12 protein-coding genes are annotated in these 12171 nt (G+C 47.0%); all 12 read left to right on the top strand.

All coding sequences use genetic code 11. From position 1 onward, the window contains the following. Positions 1-150: 150 nt before the first annotated feature. Positions 151-621: a ribosome maturation factor RimP gene (gene rimP, locus ABSY64_RS03035; RefSeq protein WP_349641591.1), complete on the top strand. Its 471-nt coding sequence runs from the start codon at positions 151-153 to the stop codon at positions 619-621. A gap of 25 nt (positions 622-646) precedes the next feature. Then, positions 647-1840: a transcription termination factor NusA gene (gene nusA / locus ABSY64_RS03030; protein WP_349641590.1), complete on the top strand. Its 1194-nt coding sequence runs from the start codon at positions 647-649 to the stop codon at positions 1838-1840. 21 nt (positions 1841-1861) lie between these two features. After that, positions 1862-2176: an RNase P modulator RnpM gene (rnpM, locus tag ABSY64_RS03025; protein WP_349641589.1), complete on the top strand. Its 315-nt coding sequence runs from the start codon at positions 1862-1864 to the stop codon at positions 2174-2176. Further along, on the top strand, positions 2151-2471 hold the full coding sequence (locus ABSY64_RS03020; protein ID WP_349641588.1) for a L7Ae/L30e/S12e/Gadd45 family ribosomal protein: 321 nt from the start codon (positions 2151-2153) through the stop codon (positions 2469-2471). Before rnpM ends, ABSY64_RS03020 begins: the two co-directional genes overlap by 26 nt. Continuing rightward, complete coding sequence (infB, locus tag ABSY64_RS03015) at positions 2471-4903, top strand: translation initiation factor IF-2 (protein ID WP_349641587.1); 2433 nt, start codon at positions 2471-2473, stop codon at positions 4901-4903. Before ABSY64_RS03020 ends, infB begins: the two co-directional genes overlap by 1 nt. Before the next feature lie 23 nt (positions 4904-4926). Next, on the top strand, positions 4927-5280 hold the full coding sequence (rbfA, locus tag ABSY64_RS03010) for a 30S ribosome-binding factor RbfA (RefSeq protein ID WP_349641586.1): 354 nt from the start codon (positions 4927-4929) through the stop codon (positions 5278-5280). Positions 5281-5439: 159 nt separating this feature from the next. Then, a complete protein-coding gene (locus tag ABSY64_RS03005) occupies positions 5440-6618 on the top strand; it encodes an aminotransferase class I/II-fold pyridoxal phosphate-dependent enzyme (protein WP_349641585.1) in 1179 nt (392 codons plus the stop codon). Then, entirely contained in the window at positions 6615-7529 is a 915-nt protein-coding gene (gene truB / locus ABSY64_RS03000) for a tRNA pseudouridine(55) synthase TruB (RefSeq protein WP_349641584.1), read from the top strand. Before ABSY64_RS03005 ends, truB begins: the two co-directional genes overlap by 4 nt. Then, a complete protein-coding gene (gene ribF / locus ABSY64_RS02995; RefSeq protein WP_349641583.1) occupies positions 7526-8470 on the top strand; it encodes a riboflavin biosynthesis protein RibF in 945 nt (314 codons plus the stop codon). Before truB ends, ribF begins: the two co-directional genes overlap by 4 nt. 136 nt (positions 8471-8606) lie before the next feature. Then, entirely contained in the window at positions 8607-9638 is a 1032-nt protein-coding gene (gene hrcA, locus ABSY64_RS02990; protein ID WP_349641582.1) for a heat-inducible transcriptional repressor HrcA, read from the top strand. Positions 9639-9656: 18 nt separating this feature from the next. After that, positions 9657-10205, top strand: coding sequence for a nucleotide exchange factor GrpE (grpE, locus tag ABSY64_RS02985; protein ID WP_349641581.1), 549 nt, complete (start codon positions 9657-9659; stop codon positions 10203-10205). Positions 10206-10293: 88 nt separating this feature from the next. Further along, complete coding sequence (dnaK, locus tag ABSY64_RS02980) at positions 10294-12147, top strand: molecular chaperone DnaK (protein WP_349641580.1); 1854 nt, start codon at positions 10294-10296, stop codon at positions 12145-12147. Positions 12148-12171: the final 24 nt, after the last annotated feature.

Below are 12171 nucleotides of genomic sequence, written 5' to 3'. Positions count from 1 at the left end.
AAGTGGCATATCTTGCAATTATGGCTTAAATAAGCTAATATATAGGTAAGTTAATTTACATCACTTTTGTAAATGAGCGGGTCACTTTGGGGACCGGCTCATTTTTTATGATATGAGCGGTGTAAGATAGAAGAGAGGAGAATTTAGGGAATGCCAGCAAAAGATCGCTTGTTAGCACTAATCGAACCTCTAGTTAAGCAGGAGAATCTCCTATTGTGGGATTTGTCCGTTCAATCGGGTGGCGGCCGGAAGGTTGTCCAGATTTTGATTGATTTGCCTGACCACGAAACCATTACCATGGATAAGATTACTGATTTTACCCAGTTGGTTAATGAAGCTTTGGACGAAGCGGATCCAGATCCAATGCCCGGTGCTTACATGCTAGATATTGCCTCACCAGGAGCAGATCGGCCTTTGAAGGAACCTTGGCACTACGCTTGGTCCAAAGAAGCCGATGAGCCCATCAAGTTGGCGCTCTTTGCTGCCCGTGATGGCCAAAAGCAGTTTGAAGGCAAGATTTTGAATCAAGATGATCAGGGTCTCGACCTCGAAACTGGCAAGGGCCAAGAGCACTTTTCGTATGACGAAATTGCCAAGGCAATCTTGAATACCCAATTTTAACGAATATTAAAAATGGAGAAAGAATATGAGTAAAGAATTAGTCGACGCACTGAATGCTTTAGAAGCTGAACGTGGAATTGACCGAGCTACGGTTGTCGAAGCTTTGGAAAATGCCTTGAAGGCCGCTTACAAGAAGCAGTACAACGCGAACCAAAACGTTGAAGCGACCTTCGATGACAAGAAGGGCAAGATGACCATCAAGCAGGTCAAGGTTGTCGTTTTGGATGAAGATCTTCTTGATCCCGACACTGAAATTTCCTTGACCGATGCCTTGAAGATCAACAAGGCTTACGAACCTGGCGATGAAATCCGTTTCGACGTTACGCCCAAGGACTTTGGCCGCATGGCTGCCCAAGCTGCCAAGCAGGTTATCGTCCAAAAGATGCGTGAAGCTGGTCGTGAAGCTGTATATAACAAGTTCATTGATTACGAAGGCGAAATCATTACTGGAGAAGTGGAACGTCAAGATCGTCGTTTCCTTTATGTAATGTTGCCTGGTAAGCAGGAAGCCGTTATGGGCCCTAACGACCAGATGCCAAATGAACATTACCGCATGCACGACCGCATTAAGGTTTTGGTTACCAAGGTGGATAACGCCCCTAAGGGACCGCAAATCTTTGTATCACGGACTGCCCCGGACTTGGTTAAGCGTTTGTTTGAACAAGAAGTTCCTGAAGTTTATGATGGAACGGTTGAAATTGTAAGTATTGCTCGTGAAGCTGGCGACCGTTCTAAGATTGCCGTTTACACGCATGACCCTGATCTTGATCCTGTTGGTGCCTTGGTTGGTCAGCGTGGTGCCCGTGTGCAAAGCGTTGTCAACGAACTTGGCAGCGAACACATGGACATTGTGGAATGGGTTGAAGATGAGGCTCAGTACATTGCCAACGCTTTGAATCCTTCCGAAGTGACCGACGTTATCTTTGATCCTGAAAATGACCATGCCGTTACGGTTATTGTTCCAGATGACCAGTTGTCACTGGCCATTGGTAAGAAGGGACAAAACGCCCGTTTGGCTGCTCGTTTGACTGGCTTCAAGGTGGATATCAAGTCTGAAAGCGAAGCTGGCGATTTGATGTTGAAGAACCAGGGTGAAGAACAGGCTGATGAAGTCGTTGCTGAAGATCTCGCCGATGACGATGTTGACGGTGCTTTGGCAGCCGAAGAAGTGGCCCATGAATTTGACCATGAACAGGATTCTGACGAATCTCAAGACTAAGTTTTTGAAAGGAGCTCGACGATGAAAACTCGTAAGATTCCACTGCGCAAGGATATTGTCAGTGGCGAAATGTTCCCCAAAAAAGATTTAGTGCGCGTTGTTCGTGATAAAGAAGGACAGGTTTCACTAGATCCGACCGGCAAAAAGAATGGCCGGGGTGCTTACATCACACTCGATGTTAAGACTGCTGAAACAGCCCGTAAGAAAAAGGTTTTTGATAAGGCTTTTTCCCAGGAAGTGCCAGCAGAATTTTATGACGAGTTGTTGGCCTATGTTGACCATCAGCAAGCACGACGGGAGTTATTCGGCGATGGAGCCCAAAAAGCAAATTCTTAATTTATTTGGATTAGCCCAAAAGGCTGGTAAACTAGTTTTAGGTAGTGGACCGACTTTAGATGCCATTCGGCAAAACAAGGTCCAGCTCGTCTTTTTCCCTTCGGATGGAGGCGTCAGTCAGGCTAAGAAATTCCAGGATAAAACGACTTTTTATCAAGTTGCTTTTAACCAGGATTTTTCCCGCGCAGAATTAACACAGGCACTCGGCGTTAACCGCAGTGTCTTTGGCATTAACGACCGTGGCTTTAGTCGCAAAATTAAACAATTATTATTAGAAGAAAAGGAGCGCAATTAATGACAGAAGATCAAAAGTTCTCGAATTCAAAGCGTCCAGCACGTAAACAAGCTGTTCCTGAACGTAAGGAATTACCAGCTTCACAGCGACGTCATGCCGCTAAGCTTTCAGAAGGGGCCGTTCGTAACCCTTCTAACACCGCCTCACATAGCCGTCCAGCACGTCCAAAGCGTGAAGGTGCTTCATCAAATGGACCTCGTGGCAACAACCAAAATGGTCGCCGCCGCGAACGTCCAAATAACTCGATGACACCAACGAGTGGTCGTCCCATGGTTCGCGAAAAGAAGAGTTGGTCAACGAAGCCTCGTGAAGGCCAGATTAATTATTCTGCCAAGAAGGATGACAGCTTGAAAGAGTATGTCAACGAGAATAAGAAAGCAGCTGCCGCTAAGAATCAGGCCAAGGCTGCGCCTGCTAAGCCAAAGGCTGCGGCAAGCACTGCTGCTCCTAAGACGAGTAACAATGAAGGTAAGAAGGGTCCCGGTCGTTTTGGTGGCGCTCTAGCTTCTGGAAACAACTCCGCTCGCAACAACACGCGCAAGCGTAACACGAACGGAACTGGTCAGCAGACGCCTCGTCGTAACGATCGTCCGCATGGTTCAAAGAAGTCCCGTCGTATTGCGGCAAAGCAAGCGCCTAAGAAGCCAGTAACAGTTCGTAAGGAACAGCCATTGCCAGAAGTTTTGGAATACCGTGAAGGAATGAACGTCCAGGATTTGGCAAAGCTTTTGCACCGTGACGCTTCTGAAATCATCAAGAAGCTCTTCTTGTTGGGAATTGTAACCAACCAAAACCAGTCTTTGGATGCCGACACCATCGAAATTTTGGCGGCTGATTATGACATTGACGCCAAGATGAAGGAAGAAGAAGATGTGGCCGATATCGACCGCTTCTTTGACGAAGACGACATCAAGCCGGAAGACTTGGTTGCTCGTCCACCCGTTGTTACCATCATGGGTCACGTCGATCACGGAAAGACGACCCTTTTGGATTACTTGCGTAAGTCACACGTGACCGAAGGCGAAGCCGGTGGAATCACCCAGCACATTGGTGCTTACCAGGCTCGTTTGGACGGCCGTTTGATTACCTTCTTGGATACTCCAGGTCACGCGGCCTTTACTGAAATGCGTGCTCGTGGTGCCAACATTACCGACATTACCATTTTGGTTGTGGCGGCTGATGATGGGGTTATGCCTCAGACGATTGAAGCCATTAACCACGCCAAGGCGGCTGGTACGCCGATTATTGTGGCGGTTAACAAGATTGATAAGCCAGGTGCACAGCCTGAAAACGTGATGAACCAATTGATGGCTTACGACCTTGTGCCTGAGGAGTACGGTGGTGACACCATCTTCGTTAAGATTTCAGCTAAGTTTGGTCAAAATGTTGATCAATTGCTTGAAATGATTTTGCTTGAAGCCGACGTTTTGGAATTGAAGGCTGATCCTAAGATCCCTGCTCGTGGAACGGTTGTTGAAGCTCGTTTGGATAAGGGTCGTGGACCTGTTGCCACTGTTTTGGTTCAACAAGGAACCATGCACATTGGAGATCCAATCGTTGTTGGAAATACCTATGGACGTGTTCGTACAATGAACAACGCCAGCGGTCAAGACATCGAAGAAGCAACGCCTGCAACGCCTGTTCAAATTACGGGTATTAACGATGTACCACAGGCCGGTGATCGCTTCATCGTCATGGCCGACGAAAAGACTGCCCGTGCGGCTGGTGAGGAACGTGCAAAGCGTGCTCGTGAAGAAGTTCGTAACGCTGGTTCAGTCGTTACTTTGGACACTTTGTTCAACACCATGGCTGAAAAGGCAATGAAGACGGTGCCAATCATTGTTAAGGCCGATGTGCAAGGTTCTGTTGAAGCCTTGGCTGGTTCCTTGAAGAAGATTGAAGTCGACGGTGTTCGTGTTGATTTGATTCACACGGCCGTTGGTGCCATCAATGAATCAGATGTTTCTTTGGCGGAAGCCTCTGGTGCCATTATCATTGGCTTTAACGTTCGTCCTACGCCATTTGCTCGTAGCCAAGCCGATAACGACAATGTCGACATGCGTTTCTACAACGTCATTTATAACGCCATTGATGATGTGACGGCGGCCATGAAGGGCCAGCTTGAACCTGTTTACGAAGAAAAGATTATTGGCCACGTTGTGGTCAAGGAACTCTTCAAGTTCTCAAAGGTTGGAACGATTGCCGGTGCTTCTGTTGAAGACGGTAAGATTACTCGTGATTCAAAGGTTCGTATCATTCGCGATGGTACGGTTGTTTACGAAGGCGAATTGGCTTCCTTGCAACGCGGTAAGGATTCCGTTAACGAAGTGAAGATGGGTTATGAATTCGGATTCACTGTCCAAAAGTTCAATGATATCAAGCCTGGTGATACCGCCGAAGCTTATGTCATGGAAGAAGTTAAGCCTAAGTAATTGATTTTGAAAGGGGACTAAGTATGGCAAATGCACAACGCGCCGGTCGTTTGGCACAAGAAATTCAACGCGATGTCGCTGAAATCTTGTTGAAAAGGATCAATGATCCCCGTTTACAAGATGTTACGATTACCAGCGTTGAAGTTTCTGGCGATCTTCAAATTGCTACGATTTATTACTCTTTGTTGAGTGATAAGGCCAGCGATCAAAAGAAGGTTGCGGAAGGATTGGAAGCAGCATCCGGTTTGATTCGTAAGGAATTGGGCAGCCGTTTGACGGTTTACAAGATTCCGGAACTGCGTTTTGAATTGGATAACTCCATTCAATATGGTGATCATATTGAAGCACTAATCCGCCAACTTCACAAAAAAGATTAAGACAAAAAGGCTATCCGTTTGGATGGCCTTTTTATCTTGCTATTAGTTGAATGAAAATCATCTTAAATTGAAAAAAATGAGTTTTACTTATCTTCAATATAAGCTTATGCTGTTAATAGTTTAAGCACGAGCCCGGTCGGGCAAAGGAGTCACAGCAATATGGAGCATTTTGTTCAAGAAATTAACCCCCAGGTCGAAACGATGGCCCCCGATAAACTTTTAGGTTTTCAGGCCCAGGTTTCCAAAATTCCTGGGATTGTTCAATTAACCTTTGGTGAACCGGGCTTTGGCGTGAGCGACAGCATTAAGGATGAAGCCATTAAGGCGATTAAAGCGGACCGTTCCCACTACGCGGAAAGCCAGGGGGAAACGGAACTCCGTCAGGTTGCGCTCGATTACTTCAACAAGCGCTACCATTTGAACTATCCCAGTGTTGACAACGTCATTGTTACGCTCGGTGTGACGGAAGCGATTAACGTTATTTTCCAAACCCTGTTGACACCTGGTGATGGTTTGCTCGTGCCGGAACCGGCCTATGGTTCATATTTTGCTTCTTTGACTTTGGCCCACGGCCAGCGGGTAACCATTGATACATCTGCCAATGCCTTCAAGCTCACCCCTGCCATGGTTGAGGAGACCTTGGCGCAGGCTGACTGCCCCGTTAAAGCGATTTTGATGAACTACCCCAATAATCCGACGGGGGTGACATATACTGAAGCGGAATTACGTGATTTGGCTGAAGTATTCAAGAAACACAAGCTCTGGGTTATTTCCGATGAAATCTACTCGGAACTCACTTATTCTGGTGACCATGTTTCACTAGCTGCCATCCTGCCTGACCAGACGATTATGGTCAACGGTTTGTCCAAGTCACATGCCATGACCGGCTATCGGGTTGGTTTCTTACTGGGAGAAGAAGACATTATCGCTGAAATGCAAAAGGTCCACGGCGCTTTGACCTTTGCGACACCAACCTTCATCCAGGACGCTGCCCGGGTTGCCTTGCAGTCTGGTGACAAGGTGATTGCAGATATGCGGGCTGCCTACCAAAAGCGTCGCGATTATGCCGTTAAGGTTTTGTCAGAACTCGGTTTTGATATTATTTCCCCACAGGGCGCCTTTTACATCTTCGCCAAAATTCCAGCACAATATAATCAAAATGGTTGGGACTTTGCTCTTGATTTGGCTGAGAACGCTAAAGTGGCCTTGATTCCTGGCGAAGGCTTTTCGGATTTGCCATCGGCTAAGGCTTACGTCCGTTTGTCCTATGCGGCCGATGACCAAACGCTAGAAGAGGGCTTGCGCCGCCTAAGCACTTACTTAAAGGAGCAGCAATGAGCGAAAATATTGATGGTATCTTGGTCGTCAACAAGCCAAAGGGGATGACCTCCTTTGGTGTTGTGGCCCGTTTGCGTCGGGTAATCGGTCAAAAGAAAATCGGCCATGCCGGCACCTTGGATCCCAACGTAGACGGTGTTTTGGTTATTGCATTGGGACGGGCAACCAAGCTTATTGACTTTCTTCAAGCTCATCCCAAAACCTACACCGGTGAGATTACCTTGGGATTTTCCACTGAAACGCAGGATGCCGATGGTGAAATTGTCGAAAGGCAATTGTTAACCGAAGCTTTTTCTGCTGAACAAATTGATCAAAGCATGCAGGCTTTGACGGGCGACATCATCCAAATTCCGCCCATGTACTCGGCGGTTAAGGTCAATGGTCGTCGCCTCTACGAGTATGCCCGCGCCGGCGAAAAGGTGGCGCTTCCGGAGCGAAAGGCCCATATTTACGAATTTAAACGGACCTCTGATTTGAAGCTGCAAGATGGCCTGGAAAGTTTTACTTTTGAAGCTAAGGTGTCAAAGGGGACTTATATTCGTACTTTGGCCTCCGACCTCGGTCAAAAATTGAATTGGCCCGCAACGATGACGGCTCTAACGCGGCAGGCTGGTTCAGGTTTTTCTCTTGATGAAAGCACGGATTTGGATACTTTGATGGAGATGGACCGGGCTGAAATTATGAAAAAGGTTGTCCCAATTGCCGACATTTTGCCCTGGCCGAAAAAGGAACTGACGCAAGAAGAATGGTTTGCGGTTTCCAATGGTCAAAAGATTTCACCCCGGCAATGGGCACCCAATGATGCGGGTTACCTTGCTTTGTACTACCAAGGTGAATTAAAATTGGTATATCAATTTGATTCTGAACGAGACTGTTGGGTCTCACGCTATGTATTTTCCAATCAATCATGACCGTCGAAATTATACCCTTACATTATCCAATTAAAGAAGATCTTCAAGCCCCAAAGCAGGTTCTTGCCATGGGCTTTTTTGATGGCGTTCACCACGGGCATCAGGCAGTTATCGAACAAGCTCGTTTGGCTGCTGAAAAGCGGGGCGAGGAATTAGCGGTTTTAACCTACTATCCTTATCCTGCCGCCGTTTTTGAAAAAATGGACTATCCAATCCGTTATTTGACACCGATTAAGCAAAAGTCGGCTTTAATGGAAAAAATGGGGGTTCGCCGGCTTTATGTTTTGCAGCTGACTTCGGCACTCGCCGCGCTGTCGGCCCAAAGCTTTGTTGATCAAGTGTTGATGAAGCTTCACCCGAGTGAAGTGGTGGCTGGCTTTGATCACCAATATGGCGGTCCAGATGAGGCGGCTGATATGGACCATTTGGCCGTCTATGCACGAGGGCGTTTTGCCACTCTTACTGTCCCCGCTTTAGAAGAACAGGGTGAAAAGTTTTCTTCTACAAGGGTTCGCCAAGCGCTCGGTGCAGGGGACTTAAAAACCGTTCGCGAACAGCTGGGCCGCTTCCACCGGACAACTGGTTTGATTGTCCACGGCGATGCGCGGGGACGGACACTGGGCTTTCCAACGGTCAATGTGCTGACTCCTGAGCAACAGTGGTTACCGGCCATCGGCGTCTATGCTGTGCGGGTCAAGATTGCGGGTCAGTGGCACATCGGCATGGCTTCAATTGGTCGTAACGTTACTTTTGGCGCTAACCGACCCATTACCGTTGAAATTAATATTTTAGATTTTAATCAAGCCGTTTATGGCGAAAACATCGAGGTTGAGTGGTGCCAACATCTCCGCGGGGAAGTCCGTTTCGACGGTGCATCGGCCTTGATTGAACAATTAAAAGCGGACCGACAGGCCACGCGAAACTATTTTAAAAGCATTTAACCTTTGGTTAAATGCTTTTTTAGCAGTCTGTAAAAAAGAGTGCTAAAAGGGTTTGCATTTTCCAAAAGGTCCTGTATAATATAGTTATTAGCAGTTGAGAGTTTAGAGTGCTAATTGAAAGGCGGGTGACTGCTGGATGCTGACTGAACGACAAAAGTTGATCTTAGGTGCCATTATTTATCAGTACACTCAGACCGCTAAGGCGGTTGGGTCAAAACGTCTTCAGGAAGAATTGAACATCAAGGTGTCTTCGGCCACCATTCGCAATGAAATGGCAGTGCTTGAAGATGCCGACTTGATTCGTAAGTTACATACTTCGGCGGGGCGGGTACCTTCACCATATGGTTATCGCTACTACCTCGACCATCTCATGGTTTCGCGGACAGTCACGGAAGATGAAGTTAACAAGTTACTTAATAGTATCCAAGGCAACTTCCACGAAGTTGACGACATGCTATCGGAAACGGCCCGTCGTTTGGCGGACTTAACCGGGATGACGGCCCTTATTATTAAGCCAGTCGATCCAGACTTGAAGATTTCCTCCTTCCAACTGATTCCGCTGGAAGGCAGTCAGTTGATTGCTATTCTGGTAACCAGTGATGGTAAGGTGACGAGTCAAACTTTCAAATTACCGAAGGGTTTGACTGTTGCTTCGCTGGAAGGCATGGTGACCTACATCAACTTACAAATGGTTGGTCGCAGCGTCAGCGAGGTCCTGGATATGATGGATTCGGGTAAGCTGCCTGTGCAGCTTGCACGAGTAATTCAAAGTCCAGCGGCCTTCCTACAACTCTTTGGCGAGGTGCTGTACCGTTCGGTCCAGCAGAAGGTTCACCTTGGTGGTCGCCTCAACATTCTGGAGAGTGGGGAGCAAGAGTTTAAGGATACGACGCAGATGCGCCGTTTGCTTGAACTATTTGACTCGCCACAGAAGGTCTTGCAGTTGATTCCTCACGAAAGCAAGCCGGTTGCCATTCGCATCGGTGCTGAAATCGGGGAACCACTACTGGATTCTTACAGCATGTTATCGACCCGTTTTGGAATTCGAGGACATGCAAACGGTATTTTGGCTCTTGTCGGGCCAATTCGGATGCCGTACTCGAGATACGCTTTGTTATTAAATGCTTTTGGTCAGGCACTGACCCAAAAGATGACAGAATATGTTTAGATTTTAGGAGGGTTATCCGTGACAGATAAGGACAAAAAGCAAGAAGAAAAGAACGAAGAAGTGAAGGATCAGGCGCAAGCTGAACCTGAACAAGAAATTGAAGAAAAAGATCCTGTTCAAGAATTAAAAGATCAAGTTAACGATTTGGAAGACCAAAACATTCGTTACCAAGCTGAAATTCAAAACATTCAGCAGCGTAATGCCCGTGAAATTGCTTCCATTCGTAAGTACGACGGCCAGAAGTTAGCAACGGCGGTTATTCCAGTTGTTGATAATCTGGAACGTGCCCTTGCGGTTGAAGATGGCGACGATGAAGTTGCCCTTCAGATTAAGAAGGGGGTTGAAATTACCCTTAAGACACTTCGCCAAGCCCTAAAGGACAATGGCGTAGAGGAATGCGGTAAGGTTGGGGACCTCTTCGATCCAACCCGCATGCAGGGTATACAAAGCGTTGCTGCTGATGAAGCCGAAGACGTTGAAAGTGATCACGTTGCCCGTGTTCTTCAAAAGGGTTACACGCTCCATGATCGGGTTATCCGCCCAGCCATGGTTGCCGTCGTGCAATAAAGTTTTGGTGATTCAGTTACCGCTTGGTAGCACCACACCTTAAAAAGCCAAAAAATGTTATTGATTATTAAAAAGGAGCTTATTATTTATGTCAAAGATTATTGGTATTGATCTTGGAACGACTAACTCAGCGGTTGCTGTCCTTGAGGGTGGTAAGCCAAAGATTATTACAAACCCAGATGGTGGCCGTACCACACCTTCTGTTGTTTCATTTAAGAACGGTGAAATCCAAGTTGGTGACGTGGCAAAGCGCCAAGCTATTACCAACCCTGACACGATTTCATCAATCAAGTCTCACATGGGTGAAGCTGGCTACAAGGTAAAGGCTAACGGTAAGGAATACACCCCACAAGAAATCTCAGCGATGATCTTGCAATACATCAAGGGCTACGCCGAAGATTACTTGGGCGAAAAGGTTGATAAGGCCGTTATTACGGTACCTGCCTACTTTAACGATGCTCAGCGTCAGGCTACTAAGGATGCTGGTAAGATTGCTGGTTTGGAAGTTGAACGTATCATCAACGAACCTACTGCCGCAGCCTTGGCCTACGGTTTGGACAAGTTGGACAAGGATGAAAAGATTCTTGTTTACGATTTGGGTGGTGGAACTTTTGATGTTTCTGTCCTTGAATTAGGTGATGGTGTCTTCGAAGTTTTGTCAACCAATGGTGATACTCACCTCGGTGGTGATGACTTCGATAACAAGATTATCGATTACTTGGCTGAACAGTTTAAGGCTGAACACGGTATCGATTTGAAGCAAGACAAGTTGGCCTTGCAACGTTTGAAGGATGCTGCTGAAGCAGCTAAGAAGACTTTGTCTTCAGCTAACGAAGCACAAATCGACTTGCCATTTATCGCTTCAGGTAGCGAAGGCCCATTGCACTTGCAGACTTCATTGACTCGTGCAAAGTTCAATGAATTGACGGCTGACTTGGTTAAGAAGGCTGAACAACCTGTCTTGAACGCCATGAAGGATGCTGGTTTGTCATTTGATGACATCGACGAAGTTATCCTAAACGGTGGTTCAACTCGTATTCCAGCTGTTCAAGAATCCGTTAAGAAGTTGACTGGTAAGGAACCAAACCACTCCATCAACCCTGATGAAGCCGTTGCCCTTGGTGCCGCTGTTCAAGGTGGTGTTATCTCGGGTGATGTTAAGGACGTTGTTCTTTTGGATGTTACGCCTTTGTCACTTGGTATTGAAACCATGGGTGGTGTCTTCACGAAGTTGATTCCTCGTAACACAACCATTCCTACGTCAAAGTCACAGGTCTTCTCAACGGCCGCTGACAACCAGCCTGCCGTGGACATTCACGTTTTGCAAGGTGAACGTTCAATGGCCGCTGATAACAAGACTTTGGGTCGCTTCCAGTTGGCAGACATTCCTGCCGCACCCCGTGGTGTCCCACAAATCGAAGTTACCTTTGATATCGACCGTAACGGTATCGTAAATGTTTCGGCTAAGGACCTTGGTACTCAGAAGGAACAAAAGATTACCATTCAAGCTGCCGGTGGTTTGTCAGATGACGAAATCGAAAAGATGATGAACGACGCCAAGGCAAACGAAGCGGCCGATGCCAAGAAGAAGGAAGACGTTGAAACTCGTAACAACGCCGACCAATTGATTTTCCAGACTGAAAAGACTTTGGAAGAAGTTGGCGACAAGGTTTCTGACGACGAAAAGAAGGCAACTAAGGACGCTTTGGAAGACTTGAAGAAGGCTAAAGAAGCTGCCTCAGCTGAAGATGCTGACCTTTCAGATTTGAAGGCAAAGTCAGAAGCTTTGACGAAGGCTGCCAGTGATTTGGCAACTAAGCTCTACCAGCAAAACGCCCAGGCTCAGCAAGGTGCTGACCAAGCTCAGGGTGCTAATGGTAAGGGTGATGACACCGTTGATGGTGACTTCGAAGAAGTTAACCCCGACGATGACAAGAAGTAATCTAAACTAAGTCATGTTAGTATT

The sequence above is a fragment of the Eupransor demetentiae genome (assembly GCF_963930865.1).
In the GTDB taxonomy this organism is placed as follows: domain Bacteria; phylum Bacillota; class Bacilli; order Lactobacillales; family Lactobacillaceae; genus Eupransor; species Eupransor demetentiae.
Note: the sequence above shows the minus strand (reverse complement) of the source record. Positions and strands in the feature narration are given on the sequence as shown.

Excerpts from the sequence above, each read along its gene's own strand:
- rimP (WP_349641591.1), top strand. The coding sequence starts at position 151 with ATGCCAGCAAAAGATCGCTTGTTAGCACTAATCGAACCTCTAGTTAAG.
- nusA (WP_349641590.1), top strand. The coding sequence starts at position 647 with ATGAGTAAAGAATTAGTCGACGCACTGAATGCTTTAGAAGCTGAACGT.
- rnpM (WP_349641589.1), top strand. The coding sequence starts at position 1,862 with ATGAAAACTCGTAAGATTCCACTGCGCAAGGATATTGTCAGTGGCGAA.
- ABSY64_RS03020 (WP_349641588.1), top strand. The coding sequence starts at position 2,151 with ATGGAGCCCAAAAAGCAAATTCTTAATTTATTTGGATTAGCCCAAAAG.
- infB (WP_349641587.1), top strand. The coding sequence starts at position 2,471 with ATGACAGAAGATCAAAAGTTCTCGAATTCAAAGCGTCCAGCACGTAAA.
- rbfA (WP_349641586.1), top strand. The coding sequence starts at position 4,927 with ATGGCAAATGCACAACGCGCCGGTCGTTTGGCACAAGAAATTCAACGC.
- ABSY64_RS03005 (WP_349641585.1), top strand. The coding sequence starts at position 5,440 with ATGGAGCATTTTGTTCAAGAAATTAACCCCCAGGTCGAAACGATGGCC.
- truB (WP_349641584.1), top strand. The coding sequence starts at position 6,615 with ATGAGCGAAAATATTGATGGTATCTTGGTCGTCAACAAGCCAAAGGGG.
- ribF (WP_349641583.1), top strand. The coding sequence starts at position 7,526 with ATGACCGTCGAAATTATACCCTTACATTATCCAATTAAAGAAGATCTT.
- hrcA (WP_349641582.1), top strand. The coding sequence starts at position 8,607 with ATGCTGACTGAACGACAAAAGTTGATCTTAGGTGCCATTATTTATCAG.
- dnaK (WP_349641580.1), top strand. The coding sequence starts at position 10,294 with ATGTCAAAGATTATTGGTATTGATCTTGGAACGACTAACTCAGCGGTT.